This window comes from Actinomycetospora endophytica, assembly GCF_021026375.1.
Classification (GTDB): Bacteria; Actinomycetota; Actinomycetes; order Mycobacteriales; family Pseudonocardiaceae; genus Actinomycetospora; species Actinomycetospora endophytica.
On sequence record NZ_JAJNDB010000010.1, the window covers coordinates 141,212 to 159,077 of the forward strand.

At 73.8% G+C, this 17,866-nt stretch carries 15 protein-coding genes; 5 read left to right on the top strand and 10 right to left on the bottom strand.

Annotated elements, in window-relative coordinates; genetic code table 11:
* The first annotated feature begins 17 nt into the window (after nucleotides 1–17).
* Entirely contained in the window at nucleotides 18–872 is an 855-nt protein-coding gene (locus LQ327_RS31885; protein WP_230740493.1) for a polysaccharide deacetylase family protein, read from the top strand.
* 13 nt (nucleotides 873–885) lie between these two features.
* Here the strand turns inward: LQ327_RS31885 and LQ327_RS31890 are convergent, their stop codons facing one another.
* Nucleotides 886–1,374, bottom strand: coding sequence for a DoxX family protein (locus LQ327_RS31890; RefSeq protein ID WP_230740495.1), 489 nt, complete (start codon nucleotides 1,372–1,374; stop codon nucleotides 886–888).
* A 178-nt stretch (nucleotides 1,375–1,552) separates the two neighbouring features.
* On the opposite strand from LQ327_RS31890, the gene LQ327_RS31895 reads away from it, so the two are divergent.
* Complete coding sequence (locus LQ327_RS31895) at nucleotides 1,553–3,730, top strand: MFS transporter (RefSeq protein ID WP_308286414.1); 2,178 nt, start codon at nucleotides 1,553–1,555, stop codon at nucleotides 3,728–3,730.
* A gap of 149 nt (nucleotides 3,731–3,879) precedes the next feature.
* Nucleotides 3,880–4,923, top strand: a complete 1,044-nt coding sequence (locus LQ327_RS31905) for an isopenicillin N synthase family dioxygenase (RefSeq protein WP_230740497.1) — start codon at nucleotides 3,880–3,882, stop codon at nucleotides 4,921–4,923.
* Nucleotides 4,924–4,974: 51 nt separating this feature from the next.
* Here LQ327_RS31905 and LQ327_RS31910 read toward each other — a convergent pair whose 3' ends face one another.
* The 8 genes from LQ327_RS31910 to LQ327_RS31945 all read right to left on the bottom strand — a co-directional run bounded on the left by LQ327_RS31910 (nucleotide 4,975) and on the right by LQ327_RS31945 (nucleotide 15,151).
* Nucleotides 4,975–6,342: an LLM class flavin-dependent oxidoreductase gene (locus tag LQ327_RS31910; RefSeq protein WP_230740499.1), complete on the bottom strand. Its 1,368-nt coding sequence runs from the start codon at nucleotides 6,340–6,342 to the stop codon at nucleotides 4,975–4,977.
* A 135-nt stretch (nucleotides 6,343–6,477) separates the two neighbouring features.
* Nucleotides 6,478–7,836, bottom strand: a complete 1,359-nt coding sequence (locus tag LQ327_RS31915) for an aminotransferase class V-fold PLP-dependent enzyme (protein WP_230740501.1) — start codon at nucleotides 7,834–7,836, stop codon at nucleotides 6,478–6,480.
* Nucleotides 7,833–9,089 carry an MFS transporter gene (locus tag LQ327_RS31920; RefSeq protein ID WP_230740504.1) on the bottom strand — a complete coding sequence of 419 codons (1,257 nt, stop codon included), beginning with the start codon at nucleotides 9,087–9,089 and terminating at the stop codon, nucleotides 7,833–7,835. Before LQ327_RS31920 ends, LQ327_RS31915 begins: the two co-directional genes overlap by 4 nt.
* Nucleotides 9,089–9,430, bottom strand: a complete 342-nt coding sequence (locus LQ327_RS31925; protein WP_230740506.1) for a hypothetical protein — start codon at nucleotides 9,428–9,430, stop codon at nucleotides 9,089–9,091. Before LQ327_RS31925 ends, LQ327_RS31920 begins: the two co-directional genes overlap by 1 nt.
* A gap of 20 nt (nucleotides 9,431–9,450) precedes the next feature.
* Nucleotides 9,451–10,737 carry a YeeE/YedE family protein gene (locus tag LQ327_RS31930; protein ID WP_230740508.1) on the bottom strand — a complete coding sequence of 429 codons (1,287 nt, stop codon included), beginning with the start codon at nucleotides 10,735–10,737 and terminating at the stop codon, nucleotides 9,451–9,453.
* A gap of 37 nt (nucleotides 10,738–10,774) precedes the next feature.
* Entirely contained in the window at nucleotides 10,775–12,817 is a 2,043-nt protein-coding gene (locus LQ327_RS31935; RefSeq protein WP_230740510.1) for a hypothetical protein, read from the bottom strand.
* Nucleotides 12,801–14,663 carry a hypothetical protein gene (locus LQ327_RS31940; RefSeq protein ID WP_230740512.1) on the bottom strand — a complete coding sequence of 621 codons (1,863 nt, stop codon included), beginning with the start codon at nucleotides 14,661–14,663 and terminating at the stop codon, nucleotides 12,801–12,803. The genes LQ327_RS31935 and LQ327_RS31940 overlap by 17 nt, the downstream gene beginning before the upstream one ends.
* Nucleotides 14,660–15,151 carry a hypothetical protein gene (locus tag LQ327_RS31945; protein ID WP_230740514.1) on the bottom strand — a complete coding sequence of 164 codons (492 nt, stop codon included), beginning with the start codon at nucleotides 15,149–15,151 and terminating at the stop codon, nucleotides 14,660–14,662. Before LQ327_RS31945 ends, LQ327_RS31940 begins: the two co-directional genes overlap by 4 nt.
* A gap of 627 nt (nucleotides 15,152–15,778) precedes the next feature.
* Here LQ327_RS31945 and LQ327_RS31950 point away from each other — a divergent pair.
* Together LQ327_RS31950 and LQ327_RS31955 are read left to right on the top strand one after the other, a co-directional pair.
* Nucleotides 15,779–16,567: an enoyl-CoA hydratase-related protein gene (locus LQ327_RS31950; protein ID WP_230740516.1), complete on the top strand. Its 789-nt coding sequence runs from the start codon at nucleotides 15,779–15,781 to the stop codon at nucleotides 16,565–16,567.
* A 302-nt stretch (nucleotides 16,568–16,869) separates the two neighbouring features.
* Nucleotides 16,870–17,472, top strand: coding sequence for a LuxR C-terminal-related transcriptional regulator (locus LQ327_RS31955; RefSeq protein WP_443611923.1), 603 nt, complete (start codon nucleotides 16,870–16,872; stop codon nucleotides 17,470–17,472).
* 96 nt (nucleotides 17,473–17,568) lie between these two features.
* Here the strand turns inward: LQ327_RS31955 and LQ327_RS31960 are convergent, their stop codons facing one another.
* Nucleotides 17,569–17,769 (bottom strand): hypothetical protein, encoded by a 201-nt coding sequence (locus tag LQ327_RS31960; RefSeq protein ID WP_230740518.1) that lies wholly within the window; start codon nucleotides 17,767–17,769, stop codon nucleotides 17,569–17,571.
* Between the last annotated feature and the right edge of the window lie 97 nt (nucleotides 17,770–17,866).

The following is a 17,866-nucleotide window of genomic DNA, read 5'->3' on the forward strand; positions in this document are numbered from 1 at the left end:
CACGGAGGATTCACTCCATGGGGGTACGACGCCGCACGGTCCTGCTGGGTGCCGTCGGCGCGGCGGCGTTCGCGGGCTGCGGCACGGGGACACCGGCACCGGCGGCGCCGACGAGCCCCGTCCCCCCGACGACGACGGCCGCCGCACCCGCCGTCGACCTCGCCGCCCCGGCCGCGCAGGTCGTCGCCCGGGCCGCCGACGTGCCGGTGCTGTGCTGGCACCAGCTCCGCGACTGGCGTCCCGGCGACTCGGCCTACTCCCGCGCCACGCTGATCTGCCCACCCGCGTCGTTCCGCGCGCAGCTCGACGCCCTGCACGCCGGCGGCTACTCGACGATCTCCCCCGACCAGCACCTCGCCCACCTGACCACCGGCGCGCCGCTGCCGCCGAAGCCGGTGCTGCTGAGCTTCGACGACTCGCAGGGCAGCCAGATCACCACCGGCGTCCCGGAGCTGGCCCGGCGCTCGATGCAGGCCACGTTCTTCGTCATGACGGTGCCGCTGGGCAAGCCGAACTGGATGTCCCGCGACGACGTGAAGCGCCTGCACGACGCCGGGCACACCGTCGCCGCGCACACCTACGACCACCACCGCGCCGACCGGTACGCCGGCGCGGACTGGGACACGCAGTTGGTGAAGCCGCGCGCGGAGCTCGAGGCGATCGTCGGCGCCCCGGTGCGGCACTTCGCCTATCCCTACGGCGACTGGAACGCCGGCGACTTCGCCCACCTCGACCAGGCGGGCTACGTCACCGGCTACCAGTTGGGCGAGCGTCCGGTCGACCCGACGCGGCCGCTGCTCACCCTGCGCCGGATCCTCGTCGGGTCGGCGTGGGACGGGCCGCGGCTGACGTCGGCGATGGCCCGTCCCTGACGTCAGTTCTTGCTCAGGCCAGCGACTTCGCCCGGGCCGCCACCGCGGCCGAGCCGAGGACCCCGGCGCCGAGGGCGCCGAGCGCGACCCCCGCGCCCGAGCGCTCGATGCCGAGGGCGTGGTCGAGCGAGAGCTTGCCCGGCCCGGCGGCGGCGACCGCGAACACGGCGGCGGTGAGGACGGCGTTGTACTCCCAGCCGCCCTTGGTCACCCAGGGGCCGTTGGGCTTGTGCACGTGGTAGAAGGCCGAGCCCATGGCGCCGGAGATCATCGTCGTGGCCAGCGGCGTCGCGAGGCCCGCGGCCAGCAGCGCGCCGCCGCCCGCCTCCGAGACACCCGCGGCAACCGCGTTGTCCCGCCCCGGCTTGAGGCCCATGCTCTCGAAGCCGGCCGCGGTGCCCTCGATCCCGCCGCCGCCGAACCAGCCGGCCAGCTTCTGCATGCCGTGCCCGACGAACAGCAGCCCCACCACGAGCCGCAGTGCCGCCATACCGATCTTCACGAGAGCTCCCGTCCTCGAACCGTCCCCGAACGAACAGTTGTCCCGTCAAGCTAACCCTCGGTGTGGGACTGCGCGCAGCGGGGATTCGGTCGAGGGTCACAGGTGCTCCCCGGCCCTGATAGGTGCACACTACAACCGTTCATGTCGTTGCCCGCACTAAAGAAACTTGGGACCGCCCATGACGACGGCAACCGCAGCGCCCGTGTCGCGCACCCACCCGGACCACCCCGGATACAAGTGGCTCGCGCTGTCGAACACGACGCTCGGCGTGCTGATGGCGACGATGAACTCCTCGATCGTCCTCATCTCGCTGCCCGCGATCTTCCGGGGCATCGGCATCAACCCGCTGCAGCCCGGCAACATCAGTTACCTGCTGTGGATGATCATGGGCTACATGCTGGTCACCGCGGTGCTGGTGGTCACGCTGGGCCGGCTCGGCGACATGTACGGCCGCGCGAAGATCTACAACTCCGGGTTCGCGGTCTTCACCATCGCGTCGATCGCGCTGGCCCTCGACCCGTTCTCCGGCGGCGGCGGGGCGCTCTGGCTGATCCTCATCCGGGTCGTGCAGGGCATCGGCGGCGCCATGCTCATGGCGAATGCGACCGCGATCCTCACCGACGCGTTCCCGGCCGAGCGGCGCGGCTTCGCCATCGGAACGAACTCGGTGGCCGCGATCGGTGGCTCGTTCATCGGTCTGCTCGTCGGCGGCGTGCTCTCCGAGGTCGACTGGCGCCTGGTGTTCTGGGTCAGCGTGCCGTTCGGCGTGCTCGGCACCGTCTGGGCGTACAAGACGCTGCGTGACCCCGCCGGCCGTCGTCAGCACAAGATCGACTGGTGGGGCAACCTGACCTTCGGGGTCGGCCTGATCCTGCTGCTCGTCGGCGTCATCTACGCCATCCAGCCCTACGGGGGCCACGCCGAGGGCTGGACCAGCCCGTTCGTGCTCACCTGTCTCATCGCCGGCGTCGTCGTCCTCGCGATCTTCTGCTTCGTCGAGACGCGCGTGAGCCAGCCGATGTTCAACCTCGGACTGTTCCGGATCCGGGCGTTCACGTCGGGCCTGATCGCGACGCTGATGAGCGCGCTCTCCCGCGGTGGCCTGCAGTTCATGCTGATCATCTGGCTGCAGGGCATCTGGCTGCCGCTGCACGGCTACGAGTACGAGCAGACCCCGCTGTGGTCGGCGATCTACATGCTGCCGCTGACCATCGGCTTCCTCGTCTCGGCGCCGATCTCGGGCATGCTCTCCGACCGGTTCGGCGCACGGCTCTTCGCCACCGGTGGCCTGGTGATCGTCGCGCTGACCTTCGTCGGGCTCCTGCTCGTCCCGACCGACTTCAACTACTGGGTCTTCGCGGCGATCCTGTTCGTCAACGGCGTCGGCTCGGGGCTGTTCATCTCGCCGAACATGACCGGGATCATGAACTCGCTGCCCGCCGACCAGCGCGGCGCCGGCAGCGGCATGATGTCGACGCTGCAGAACTCCGGCATGGCGCTCTCGATCGGCATCTTCTTCTCGATGCTCATCGCCGGGCTCGCCTCGTCGATGCCCACGGCACTGTTCTCCGGGCTCACCGCGCAGAACGTCCCGGCGAACGTCGCGCAGAACGTGGCCAACCTGCCCCCGGTCGGGACGCTGTTCGCGGCGTTCCTGGGCTACAACCCGATGCAGGAGATCCTCGGGCCGCAGGTGCTCGGCGCGCTGCCGCCCGGCAACGCGGCGACGCTGGTGGGCAAGCAGTTCTTCCCGAACCTCGTCACCGGGGCGTTCCACGACGGCCTCGTCGTCGTGTTCGCCGTCGCCATCGCGGTCTCGCTGGTCGGCGCCATCGCCTCGCTCTTCCGCGGCGGCAAGTACGTCCACCAGGACACCCCGGTCACCGAGCGCATCGAGCCTGCCGAGGGCGACCCGGCCGGCCCGGCGCTGCCCGCGCCGACCGTCGACCACGCGCCGGCGACGACGCCGCCCGCCGCCTCGACGCCGCCGGCCGCACCCGCCGTCGTCGGGAACGGTGATGGCAACGGGCATCCGTCGCGGCCGACTCCGACTCCGACTCCGGCGGCTCCGGTGGGCGGCCTCATCTCCGGGCGGGTCACCGCGACCGACGGCCGACCCGTCGGCGCGACCCTCACCGCGACCGACCCGAGCGGTCGCCAGCTCGGGCGGGCCCGGACGGACGCCGAGGGGGCGTTCACGCTGCGCGCCCGGCCGGGCTCCGCGCTGCTCATCTGCTCGGCGCCCGGGTACCGCCCGCGCGCCGAGACGGTGACGATCGGCGCGGGCGGCGTGCGGCACGACGTCGTGCTGGAGCCGTCGGACCGGCAGGTGCGGACCCCCGTCGCCGGCTCGTGATCACGGACGCCCGCTCGCAATGATCAACAGGCCTGGGTGGCTCCAGGAGATGGCTCCGGCAGCCATCCAGGCCTGCTGATCATGGGCGCGTGTGACCCATGGAGCACGCGGCCCGCGGAGCCGTCCGCCGAGGCGCAGACTCGAGGGTGATGAGCGAGATCCTCTCCCCCGCGCCGCCGACCACCCTCCCGGTGCTCGACCTCCGCCGCCTGCACGGCCCGGACCGGCCGGCGTTCCTCGACGAGCTGCGCCGCGCGGCCCGCGACGTCGGGTTCTTCATCGTCACCGGGCACGGCGTCTCAGCGGACCTGGAGGGCTCGCTCGACGACGCCGTCCGGCGCTTCTTCGCGCTGCCGGTCGCCGAGCGGCGGGCGATCGAGAACACCGGCTCGCCGCACTTCCGCGGGTACAGCCGCGTCGGGACCGAGCAGACCGGCGGCACGGCCGACCAGCGCGAGCAGATCGACGTCGGGCCGGAGCGCGAGCCGCTCCCCCGCCGCGTCGGCGACCCCGCCTGGACCGGCCTCGTCGGGCCCAACCGGTGGCCGGCGGCGCTCCCCGGCCTGCGCACCGCGGTGCTCGCGTGGCAGTCCGAGGCGCTGCGGGTCAGTCGGGAGGTCCTGCGCGGGCTCGCGGAGTCGCTGGGCCAGGCGCCGGAGCACTTCGACCGCTGGTTCGACGACGAGTCACACCTGCACCTCAAGATCGTCCGCTACCCGGGCGGGACGACGAGCCGCCAGGGCGTCGGCGCGCACAAGGACTACGGCTTCCTCGCGCTGCTGCACCAGGACACCGTCGGCGGCCTGCAGGTCCAGCTGCCCGACGCCCCCGACGGCACGCCCGGCGCGTGGATCGACGCCGACCCGGTGCCGGGCGGGTACGTCGTGAACATCGGCGAGATGCTCGAGATCGCGACCCGCGGGTACCTCACCGCCACCCGTCACCGGGTGACGAGCCCGCCGCCCGGGGTCGACCGCTACTCGGTGCCGTTCTTCCTCGGGCCGCGCCTGGACGCCGTCGTCGAGCCGTTGACGCTGCCGGCCGAGCTCACCGCCGAACTGGGGCCCGATCCGGCCGCCTTCGACCCCGCGCACGACCCGGACAACCCGCTGCACGCCGCGTACGGCGACAACGCGGTCCGGGGCTGGGTCCGCTCGCACCCGGACGTCGCGCAGCGGTGGGGGTGGACATAGGTGCGCTTCGCGCCTGTGAGCACTCCTTGACGCTATAGCGTCAAGGAGTGCTCACGAGCGTCGGAACGACGCACCTCGGTGCTCGTCCGGCAGCCGGTCCCCGCGGCCGAAGAGCTTCTGGCGCAGCGTCCCCGGCTCGTACGACGTCGGGTACACCCCACGACGCTGCAGTTCCGGCACCAGGTGCTCGACGACGTCCGCGAACGAGCCCGGGGTGATCGCGTACGGCAGGTTGAACCCGTCGACGTCGGTCTCCTCCACCCACGACTGCAGCTCGTCGGCCACCTCGGACGGCGACCCGACCACCCGCGGCCCCATCCCGCCGATCCCGCCCCACCGGGCGATGTCGCGCACCGTCCACTCCTTGCCCGACGGGTCGGCCTGCTGGAACGACGCGACCGCGGACTGGATGGCGTTGGACTCGACGTCGCCGATGGGATCGTCGAGGTCGTAACGGGACAGGTCGACGCCCATCCAGCCGGACATGAACACCAGCGCGCCCTCGTCGCTGGAGTACGAGGCCAGCTCCTCGTGCTTGGCGTGCGCCGCCTCCGAGGTCTCGTCGGTGATCACGGTCAGCATCGTGTAGATCCGCGCGCTGTAGGAGTCGCGGCCGGCGTCGGCGAGCCCCTTGCGGATGTCGGCGACGGTCTGCCGCAGTACCTCCTTCGTCGGTGCGCCGGTGAAGATCGCCTCGGCGTTCTCGGCGGCGAACCGCTGGCCCCGGGGTGACGCGCCCGCCTGGTAGATCACCGGGGTCCGCTGCGGCGACGGCTCGGACAGGTGCACCCCGTCGACGTCGAAGAACCGCCCGTGGTGGTGGATCTGGTGGACCTTCTCCGGGTCGGTGAACACCCCGCGCTCCGGGTCCCGGACGACCGCGTCGTCCTCCCACGAGCCCTCCCACAGCTGGTAGAGCACCTCGAGGTACTCGTCGGCGTGGTCGTAGCGCTGGTCGTGCGGCATCTGGTCGGCCTCGCCCATCGCCCGCGCGGCCGCGGGCAGGTAGCCGGTGACGACGTTCCAGCCGAATCGTCCGCCGGTGAGGTGGTCGAGCGTCGAGGCCCGGCGGGAGAACGGGTACGGGTGCTCGAACCCGGTCGCCGCTGTCACCCCGAACCCGAGGTGCTCGGTCACCGCGGCCATCGCCGAGACCAGCATCATCGGGTCGTTCACCGGGATCTGCGCGCCCTGCCGCACCGCCGCCGTCGCGTCCGCGCCGTACACGTCGTAGGTGCCGAGCACGTCCGCGACGAAGATCCCGTCGAAGACGCCGCGCTCGAGCAGTTGCGCGAGGTCGGTCCAGTACCGGACGTGCCGGTAGTCGGGCGACCGGTCGTCGGGGTGGCGCCACAGCCCCGGGGACTGGTGGGCGACGCAGTTCATGTCGAAGGCGTTGAAGCGGATGCGACGGGGCACGTCACCGAGCCCAGCAGCGTGCTCCGGACCCGGCAACGCGACGACACCTTCCGGTGGCCGTGGTCACCCCGTTCGTCCTGACGGACCTGTGCGTGCGTTTCCGTGTCGGAGCACGGAAACGCACGCACATGGCCGTCAGGCCGAAGGAACCCAGCACTCCTCCGCGGGCGCCGCGCGGTAGCTCAGCGTCGGTCCGTCGGCCACCAGCGCGCGGAGCCCGGTGACGAGCCGGTCGATGTCGTCGACGGTGTTCTGCAGCCCGAGGCTGGCGCGCACCACGCCGTAGCTCGCGAGCCGGTCGCCGCCGGCCATCGCGGCCTCCACCCGGGCCTGCTCGGCGTCGTCGGCACCCACCCAGCGGCGCACCAGCCGGTGGTTGCAGATCGTCCCGGCGCGGACCTCGACGCCGTGCTCGGCCTCGAGCGCGGACGCGACCAGCGCGTGGTGCAGCCCCGCGACCCGGAACGGCACCGCGCCAATCCGGTCCTCGACGCGGTAGCGCTGCGGATCCACGGTCAGCGTCACGCCGTCGACGGCCTCCAGCCGGTCCACGAGCACCTCGGTCAACGCCCGCTCGTGGGCCTCGATCGTGCCCCACCCGGCGTCGAGGATCGCCGACACCGCGGCACCGAGCGCGACGATGCCCGTGGCGTTCCACGTACCGGTCTGGTGCCGCTCGGCCGGCGGCGCCCAGAGCACCGAACCATCGGCGCCCAGCATGTCGATCGAGCCGCCGCCGGGGTCGACCGGCGCCCGGTCGAGCACCGAGCGCGGCAGCGAGAGCACGCCGAGGCCGAACGGCGCGTAGACCTTGTGCGCCGAGAACGCGAGGACGTCCACCCCGCTCGCCGCCATGTCGATGCGCCGGTGCGGCGCGAGCTGGGCGGCGTCGACGAACAGCAGCGCCCCGGCGTCGTGGGTCAGGCTCGCGAGGGTGGCGACGTCGGGCCGGTACCCGGTGAGGTTGGACGCCCCGGTCACCGCGACCAGGCGCACCCGGCCGCGAAGACCGTCCAGCACCTCCGCGAGGTGGCCCAGATCGAGCGCGCCCTCGTCGTCGGCCCGCACCTCGACGACCTGCGCGGCGCTCTGGTGGCGCCAGGGCAGGTTGTTGCTGGTGTGCTCGATCTCGGAGGTCACGACGACGTCGTCCGGCCCGAGGTCGAGCAGCCGCGCGAGCTGGTTGATCGCCGAGCTGGTGTTCGTGGTGTAGAGCAGCGTGTTCTCCGGCGGCTGGCCGAGGAAGCGCTCGATGGCCTCGATCGCGTACTCGACCGCCTCGACGGTGGCGCGCGCCCGCGGTCCGGAGCCGCGGTGCAGGGCTCCGTACTGCCCGAGCATCCCGACGACGGCGTCGACGACGGTGGCCAGCGGCGGTGTGGTGGCGGCGTTGTTCAGCGCCGCGACCGGGACGTGGCGTCCGTCGGGCAGGACCACGGGCGATCCGGTGTCGAACACGCGGGGCAGGGCGGCGGGCGGGGCGGCGATGGTCATGAGCGGTCCTCCGTGACGAGCGCAGGGAGCGGGAGGGTGGGGGCGTCCGGCGCCACCGGTATGGGCGCCGGAGCGGGGTCGGTGAGGGTGATGCACAGGCCCGCGGCGATCTGGACGAGCGCGGCGACCCCCAGCAGCGCGAGCGGGACGGTCCAGGCGCCGGTGGCGTCGTGCAGCGGGCCGAGCAGCAGGGGCCCGACGACCGCGAGCGCGTATCCGGTGCCCTGGACCTGGGCGGACAGCCGGGTGGGGTCGCCGGCGGCGCGGCGGGCGATCAGGGCCATCGCGAGCGGGAAGCCCCAGTGCGCCGTGGTGAGCAGGACCGCCCACACCCAGGCGCCGCCGGCCGGGGCGAGGGTGAGCCCGGCGAGGCCGAGCACCTGCGCCGCGCCGATCCCGACGACGAGCGCGGTGCCGTGGCCGCGGCGCACCGCGGCCGGCAGCAGCAGCGCGGCGGGCAGGGCCGGGACCACCGTGACGGCGAGCAGCAGCGACGCGGTGCCCGACGGGATCCCGGCGTCGCGGTAGACCTGCGGCAGCCAGCCCATCACCGCGAACGCGGCGAGGCTCTGCGCACCGAAGAACACCGCGAGCGCAACCGGCCGGCGCCGGTCGGCGAGGGTGATCGGCCGGGTGACCAGGTCGGCCGTCGACGACGGTTCCGTGGCCGACCGGCCCGCGACGGCCCAGCCGGCCAGCGCGGCGACGGCGACGACCGCCCAGACGCCGAGCCCGCCGCGCCACCCCAGCCCGGACGACGAGCCGACGGGCACGGCCAGCGCCGCGGGCGCGGCGATCCCGGCGAGCACCCCGCCGGAGAAGACGCCGGTCGCCCACGGCGACCGCGGCCCCACCAACGGCGGCAGCACGACATTGATCCACGCGACCGCGACCAGCACGACGACGCTCGCCGCGAGCAGCGTCGCGACGGAACCGGCCGCGGCCCGGACCACCACCCCGACTGCGATCACCGCGAGCCCGCCGAGAACCACCGCACGCGACCCGACCCGGCGCACCACGACGGGAGCGACGAGGCCCGCCGCGGCGAACACCGCCAGCGGCATCGCGGTGAGCACCCCGGCGCCCAGGGCGCCGAGCCCGAGGCCACCGAGCGCCGCCGGGGCGCGCAACGACCCGAGCTCGGCGCCCACCGCCGTGACCGGCGAGCGCAGGCACGCCGCGGTGAGCCCGACGGCGGCCAGCAGGACTCCCGCCCCCGTCGCGGCCGGATCGGCGCGCCGGGAGTCCGTCATCAGTACCCGCCGGACCCGGAGGAGGGCTGCGACGCGCCCGGCGCGTCCGCGGCACTCTGCGGCGCGTTCTCCGGGGCGCTCTCGCCGGAGGCGTCGGAGAGCAGCGCCAGCGGGGTGACCGCGGCCCGCAGCGCCTCGGGCACCCCGAGGGTGCCCTCGGGCAGCGGCACGGCGACCCCGTCGAGCAGGTAGGTCTGGGTGCCGCCGGGCTCCGGGGTCAGGTGGCCGGGGTCGGTGGGCGCGGGAGCGGCAGTCGGGGCGGCCGAGGCCAGGCCGGCGCCGGTGACGGCGAGGACGCCGGCACCCAGGGTGCCGGCGACGAGCCGGGTGAACGTGTTCATGACAGATCCTTTCAAGAGATTCAGCAACGGGAGTCGGACGGCTTCGGGTTGGACAGTCCGAACAGGGGGCGCAGCGCGAGACCGGCGACGGTTCCGACGATGGCCATCACGCCCCAGACCCAGCCGTGGAGGCTGAACGAGGCGATGCCCGAGAAGTAGGCGCCGATGTTGCAGCCACCGGCGAGGCGGGCGCCGTAGCCCATGAGGATGCCGCCGAGCAGCGCGGCGACGATCGTCTTCACGGGTACCGAGCGGTGGAGCACGAACGCCCCGCCGAGCGCGGAGGCCACCAGCGCGCCGGCCATGATCCCGAAGTCGAGGACCGAGATCCGGTCGGCGAGCACCGACCCGGCCAGCGACTTCGCGTTGGCGGGCACCTGGAAGTAGGCCCAGCTCGCCGGGTCGGCCCCGAACGCTCCGAGGATCTTCGAACCCCAGAGACCGAACGCCGAGGTGATGCCCCAGGGCTGCCCGGAGACCACCAGCACCGCGGCGTTGAGCACGCCGAGCAGCACGGCCCCGACCCACAGCGGCCAGGACCCGCGCAGCACCCGCCACCACCCGTGGTCGGTCGGCGGGGCGTCGACCGGCGGGGGGTTGCGACGGCGGCCGACGGCGTAGGTCGCCGCGACGATCGCGCCCATGACCACCAGGGACAGGGCCAGGGCCCCTGGGTAGCCCAGGATGGCGCCGAGATTGACGACCGGCCCCTGGGGGACGGTCTTCGTCCAGAACGTGAACGTCCCGATCGACGCGAGCGACCCCAGCACGAACCCGACCAGCGTGTAGACGATCGTCGTCTGGCCGGAGCCGACCGCGAACAGCGTGCCCGACGCGCACGATCCACCGAGCTGCATCCCGACGCCGAACAGGAACGACCCGACGATCAGCGGGAAGCCGACCGGGCCCAGCTGGGGGCTGGCCGTGCCGGTCAGGCTCGCCCCGGTGGACAGGATGATCGCGAACAGCACGGTGGCGACCGCGAGCATGAGCATGTGGGCGCGCAGCGCGGCGCCCTGCCCGACGGCGACCAGCTGGCGCCACGCCCCGGTGAACCCGAACCGGGAGTGGAACAGCGTGACGCCCAGCGCCAGGCCGAGCCCGAGGACGGCCGCCATGCGGGGGCCGGCGGTCGCCCACACCCCGGCCGCGAGCGCGACCCAGATGACGAGCCCGATCGCGACGACGAGCCGGTTGGTCGGCGGGGCCTCGGGCGCTCGGGTGAACGAGGGCTCGGCTTCATGGCCGGGGCCGCCGAGCAGACGGCGTGGCCAGGTGAAGCCCGCCGGAGCGGGAACGGTGTTCATGGCACCTCCACAGGGGCGGTGGGAGAGGACTGAGGAATCACGACAGCGGCCCCGAGAGCGGCACGATCCCGCCGCCGGGGAACCACGCCCCGGCCCGGTCACCGCCCGACATGCCGGGCATGCCCGGCATGACGTCGATCGCCGCGGCCGCGTAGAGCCGGTTCGGCCCGTCAGGCAGCCCGTGTGCGTGCGCCCAGGCCAGGTAGCCCGCGTACGACGGGGCGGCGTCCCCGGTGATCGTGGTGAGCAGAGCGGCGTACCCGCGCGGGGTCGCGTCCTGCGGGGTGAACGACAGCGGGAACATCGTCGACGAGCCCGCCGAGAGCACCCCCGGTGTGAGCAGCCAGGGCGCCAGGAACTGGCCCCCGGCGAACGTCGGCGCGCGCGTGGCGGCCGCCGTGACGTCGGTCAGCGTCGCGTGCGCGGACTCCCACCCGGACAGCACGAGCAGCCCGTCCTCGGGGTGCGGGGCATCCGAGATCGCCAGCCCGACCCGCGCCGCGGTGTCCCGGACGGCGGCGACGGCGGCCCGCGAGCGCGCCGAGTCGTCACCGACCAGGTACAGCGAGCGCAGCCCGCGGGAGTGCAGGTCGCTGACCGCCGCGGTGACGGTGCGGGCGTCGGCCGGGGACAGCGCCGACGAGGGGCACGCGACCCCGGATCCGCCGCCGAGCAGGTCACCGAACTGGGCGTCCGCGCACTCCGGCCCGTCCGGACCGGCGAGCGTGGCGCCGTCGGCGGCCGACGACCCCGTCGCCACCGGGACCGTCGCGGAGCCCTGCGGCCCGGTGAGCGTGAGCTCGTCGGAGCCGGCCGGGACGTCGACGACGGCCCAGCGCCCGGGGGCACCAGCCCGTGTCCCGAACAGCACCGGGGTGCCGCCGGCCGAGACGGTGTAGCGGCTCAGGTCGGGCGGGGGCGGGGTGGACATGCCACCCATGCCGCCCATGTCCATGCCGCCCATGTCCATGCCCGACGAGGCGTGCGCCGGGTCCGGGTCGGAGCCGTCGGAGAGCCGGACCAGGGTCCGGCCGCCCGCGGTCGGCGCGACCAGCACGGCCTCCCGCTCGGTCCCGAGGGTGACCGGACGCAGCAGCGCGCGGCCTCCCTGCGGTCCCTGGGGTGCGCCGGGCAGCGCGCCGAGCAGCGCAACACCGCCCAGCGCGACGACGAGTGCCCCCGCCGACCACCGGGCGAGCTCGTGCCACTGCCGGGCCCGGCGGGTCACCGTGTCGTCGTCGGCGGTGGGCGAGGTCCGCAGCGACGGGGCGAGCAGCGCCGCCGCCACGAGGGGCAGCGCCACGAGCGCCAGCGCGACGATCCCGCGCACCGAGCGCAGCAGATCGACGGGCGCCGCGCCGTCGATGGCGAGGACCGCCACCCCGACACCGGCGCCGACGAGCGACGCGGCGGCCCCCAGCACCGTGGCCCGGCGCGCGGCGACCGCGTCGTCGGACCGCACCGCGGCGACCGCGGCCGCGCCGAGCGCCACGGTGAGGACCACCGTGACGAGCAGCTCGACCACGGCCGCGGGCCCCCAACGCACCACGGCCACCTCGAGGGCGACCGTCGCGGCGAGCAGCACGGCCGCGGCGGACGCGGTCCGCCGCGGGAGCGCCGCCACGCCGACGACCAGGAGCACGTGACCCGCGACGGCCGGCCACCCGGCGTCGCCGAGGACTCCGGCGACGACGACGGCGGCACCCGCGACGACCGCGGCCCCCCGGAGAGCCGCGGTCGCTGAGTTGGCGCCGGGCCCCATCACCCCGCGCGCCAGCCCCAGTCCAGCGGCGAGGGAGCTCGCGACGACGAGCACGATCCGCACCACGACGGAGGCCGGGGAGACCTCCGGTGCGATGAACGAGAGCAGTGCGGGGACGGCGTCGGGTGTCTCGGTGACACCGGTGGTGATCAGCACGACGAGGCCGATCACGGTCGCGAGCGCCAGGGCGCCCGCGATCAGCAGGGCTCCGCGGCGGCCGGCCGGGGGGCCGGCCCACCCGGACCCGTCTGACGACGGGTCCGGGTGGGTCGACGCCTTCGGCGGGGGCGCCGCGGTGGTGCTACTTGACGTCACCATCGGCGGTCACGAACAGCTGGGAGTGCGGCTTCGCGTTGCCGAACGGGCCGTGCGGCCAGTCGGCGCGGTTGAAGTCGACACACGGCTGGCCGGTGTTCTCGTCCTTGAAGGCGGTGTCGAGAGTCATCTTGCCGCCCTTGCCGATGTCCTCCATGCAGACGCGGTGGTCGCCGTCGAGGCCGGTCCGGGCGACGAAGTAGTTCGCCGTGGACAGCCGGTCGGGCTGGGTCGTCTGGTGGTAGAAGCCGTCCTGGCCGAGCGCGAGGTTGTCCAGCGCGCCCCAGTGCGGGCCACCGGCCTTCTCGTCACCATTGATCGGCAGCACGCTCTTCTCGCTCGGGCAGCCCGGACCGGGGTTGGTCTCCTGCGCCGGGGTGGTGACCGAGCACGTCGTGGCGGTCCCGTCACCGACGAGCTTGGAGATGTCGAGCGAGATCACGCCGCCCGCGGTCCCCTTGTCGTCCTTGCCCAGTGCACCGGGCTGGCGACCCATGACCGCGTGGTAGAGCGTCGTGTCGTCGGGGCTGGTCTGCAGCCAGCCACCGTTGAGCCCGGCACCCTGGTCGGCCTTGGGGTCGAGCTTCTTGACCAGCGCGGTGAGGTCGTAGACCTCACGCCACTGCGGGTCCTTGGCGGTGATGTCGGGCGTGTAGTAGATCGCGCCGCCCTGCATCGACATCGTGAACGCGCCCTTGTGGCCGGGCTGGTTGGTGACCGTGGTCTCCATCATCGCCCGGTTCTCGTTGTGCAGCGGGTCCGCCGCACTCGAGCGCGGCCCGGTCGGCATGTACTTCACCGACTTGACCTTCGGGTGGTCCGGATCCGAGATGTCCCAGGTCCGCAGCGTGGTGCGCCGCAGGTTCGGCGACGGCGCCTTCACCGGGTCCAGGATGATGTCCCGCGGCTCGGCGTAGTCACTGGTGACCATCGTCTTGAGGTCCTCGCGGACCTGGATGCCGTGCGGGTTCGCGCACGTCGGCGTCGACAGCGCCGGCAGGTCGAGGCACTGCTTCGGGTCCTCCGGCGTGGTGGTCGCCGCCGGCGCCTCGTTGATCAGCTTGCCGTTCGGGTCGAACTTCACGACCTCACCCGGAGACCCGGCGAACCCGTTGCCGGAGCGGACCTCCCCGCCGGTGTAGCGGCACGGGCCCGGAGCGACCGGGCCGCCCATGTAGGTGCCGTAGGCGCTGCCGTCCTTGTTGGTCCAGTAGGCGTCGGGCACCGAGCCGCACTTGGTCTGGGTCGGCAGGCTGATGCCCTTGAGTCCGACGTTCGGCAGCTTCGAGACGTCGAACATGTAGGTCACCGCGGAGAACAGGCCACCGGCGAAGACGGTGTTGCCCTTGTGCCACTCGTACTGCATGTGGTGCGGCTCGTTCTCCACCAGCGGTCCGACGGTCGCGGTGTTGACGACCTTGCCGTACCCGGGCGAGCCCTTCGTGGCGTCGATGACGGCCAGGAAGTCCGGACCCGGGGCGGCGTTGCGCACCGTGTCCAGCGGCTTGGCCAGCGACCCCGGCAGCTTCTTCACCTGCGGGACCGCGGTGTCGGCGGCGTTCTCGTCGCCGGCCCAGACCACCAGGTACTCGGGCCGCTTCCCCACCCCCTGCGCCTGGGCGGTCGACTCCTCGACGGCACCCGGGACGACGTGGTTCTCGACCCAGTAGTCCTTGCCGTCCGAGCCCTTGATCGTCTGGCGCTGCGGCACGATGTCGGCCTGGGCCGAGAGCGCCGTCGGGATCACGATCCCCCCGGCGATCACCGCGAGGGCGGCGACGATCGTCGCGACCTTCGCCCGGAGCGAGAGCCGGTCCAGCAGCCGGCGGTGCCGACCGCCGCCGCTCATGCGTAGTCCTTGGGACCCGAGCCCGGCACGATCGCGTCGGCGCCGGTGACGGCGTTCAGCGTGCCCTCCACGGGCACGCCGCCGAGCACGGTCTCCGGCTTCGCGCCGTACTGCGGGCCCGTCGGCGCGGGCGTCGGGTCGTCCGGCGTGGTGGCCCCGTCACTGCCCAGCAGGGCCGAGGAGGACAGCGCGGTACCGACGACGGAGGTCACCGGGTCGGCGCCCAGCGCCCCGGCACCGGGCAGCGCCTGGACCTTCGGGATCTCCGGCAGCTGCGGCAGTCCGAGACCGGACCGGCCGCCGGACTGGGCGGCCCCGGGCTGGGCGGCCCCGGGCTGGGCGGCGCCGGGCTGGGCGGCGCCGGACGCGGGGGTGTCGACGGTGGCCGCCGACGCGAGGCCGGGTGCGACGGCGAGCGCGGCGATCGAGCCGGCCAGGCCGCCGAGAACGGCGCGCGCACGGCGCGCCGCTGGTGTCGAGGTGGACACGTGAGGGAACCTCTCTGATCGGGGAACGGGTCGAGCACAGGTGCTCCTCGACGCCACGCCTGCCAGGGAGGACGTCGAGGAGCACCACGGCCCTCCTCAGGCGGCGCCCCGCACCGCGTCGTCACACGCGGGCGCGGGGCGCCGCCGCCCCGCCGTGCGGCGGGGCGAAGGAGGAGGGTTCAGAACGGACGGGTTCGTCCGGAGACGGATCACCGGTCGCGCAGGACCGGGCCGTCAGCGGGCCGCGAGGGCCCGTCGGGTGTCGGCCGGAGAAAGTGGGGAGCTCAGCCGGCCGACCCGGCACACAGCGCGCTCGCCTGCAGACGCAGGTCGACGTGGCGTCGCATCGCGAAGCGCCGGGCGGTGTGCATGTCCGGAACTTGACCATGCGGACACACGGACCGTCAAAACCCCGTGTGGCCACGTCGTCACGCAGCGACGATCGGTTCCCGTGGCCTACGTCACACCGTAGGTCTGCCACCTGCGTTGCTGCGAATACCGCCGTTCGGGCCCTTGTGGTGTACACCTCATGGCCGTATCCACCCGTTCGAGTGAGCTGCGGCGTTTCGACGGTCGGTGCGACGGGGACCCGCTGAGCCAGGCACGGCCGAGGCAGACTGGCCGACCATGAGCGAACTGGTGCACCTCGAGGTCGAGGCAGGCCGCGCGACGATCACCCTCGACTCGCCACCGAACCGCAATGCGCTGTCCGCGCAGTTGCGCCGCGAACTGCGCGAGCACCTCGACGCCGCCCTGGCCGACGACGCCGTCCGGGTCGTCGTCCTCACGCACACCGGCACGGTGTTCTGCTCCGGGATGGACCTGCGCGAGTCGCGGGGAGCGGGCGCCGGGGACCAGGGCGTACAGGAGTTCCCGGGCATCCTGACGACGTTGTGGAACTCCCCGAAGCCGGTCATCGCCCGGATCGCCGGCCCTGCCCGCGCGGGCGGCGTGGGCCTGGTCGCCGCCTGCGACATCGCGATCGCCGCCCGGGCCGGCGGCGGCGAGAAGGGCGCGACGTTCGCGTTCAGCGAGGTCCGCATCGGCGTCGTGCCCGCCGTCATCTCGGTGCCGGTGGTGCCGCGCCTGCTCCCCCGCGCGGCCGAGGAACTGATGCTCACCGGCGAGACCTTCGACGCCGACCGGGCCGCCGCGATCGGACTCGTCAACCGCGCCGTCGACCCGGACGCGCTCGACGCCGAGATCGACCGCTACACCGACATGCTCGCCCGCGGGGGCCCGGCCGCGCTGGCGGCCACCAAGGCGATGCTGCGCCGCCGTCCGGCCGAGGACATGGCTACCGATTTCGCGACGATGCTGAGCCTGTCGGCTGAGTTCTTTGCGTCCGATGAGGGGCAGGAAGGCATCGCCGCGTTCGCCGAGAAGCGCCCGCCACGCTGGGTTCCCGAGGGCTGAACCGCAGGTCAGCGAGGGTTTCGAATCCGCCTCGGAAAAATCTCGGGTTCGGGTCTCAAGCCCGATCGGGGGTCCGCCGATGGAGTGGTGTGTTCCCGCTCATGGACCGCCAGTCGTTCGCCCGGCCGGACGCCGCGACCCCGTCGGGGCACGGCGTCACCCGACGAGGGGGCTCCGGGCCCTCGTCGTCGACGGCCGTCTCCCCCGCCGTTCCGGCGGCTCGCTTCCCGCACGCGGAGCAGCCGGCCGGCAAGTTCTTCACGCCGGCGGGCGAGGCGGGCTCCATCCCGGAGCGCATCTCGGTGCTGCTCGTCGACGGCGATCCGCACCGGCGCGAGGTCGTCGCACGGTCGCTGGTGACGGCCGGCGCGGGCAACGTGCTCGAGGCGGAGACCTCCGAGGCGGCGCGGACCCGCGTGCTCACCGGCCCGCCGTGCGAGCTCGCCGTCGTCGACCTGAACCTGCCCGACGGGGGCGCGCTCGGCCTCGTCGGCGAGCTCCGCGCGCAGGGCTGGCGCACCGTGGTCCTCGGCGGCCCCGACGATCCCGCGGCGGCCCGGGAGGCGTTCCGGGCGGGCGCCCTGGCCTACCTGCTCACGACGTCGTCGGTCCAGATCGGCGGCGCGGCGCGGCGCTTCCTCGAGCCGGACCTCTCCACCGGGCCCCGCATGGCGGGAGGCGCCCGGGTGCCCGGCGTCGACGACGCCCCGATCGAGCTGTCCGCCCGCGAGGTGCAGGTCCTGCAGTCGGTCGCCGACGGCCACTCCAACCACGAGATCGGCGCCGACCTCGGGCTCTCCGCGCTGACCGTGAAGAGCCACCTCTCCCGGATCGGCCGCAAGCTCGGCACCGGGGACCGCGCGCGGATGGTGGTCCTCGCGATGCGGGCCGGGGTGGTCCGCTAGCCCCTGGCTCAGCGCAGGTTGAGCACGATCACCAGCACGATGAGCACGACGAGGGTGCCGGTCACCCACAGCCGGGCGTAGCGACGGTCCACCCGCTCAGGTCCCGGCGCCGCGGCGCCGCTCCTGCGCCGCGAGGCGCCACGCGACGGTCCGCTCCACGGCCGAGTCGACGACCGCGGCGATGCCCCAGCACAGCGGGCCGAGCACGCCGACGACGATGATCACCTGGAGCGTGAAGTCGAGCTGGGTCAGCCACAGCTCGACGCCGTCCCACCAGGTCGCCACCGCGTGCAGCACGCGCCACAGGCTACGCGCGCGCGGGTGTGGCGCCGGTGGCGGGCGGCGGGTCGTGAACCGCTTGACCGGCCACGCCCGGCGGAGCAGCGTGGGTGGG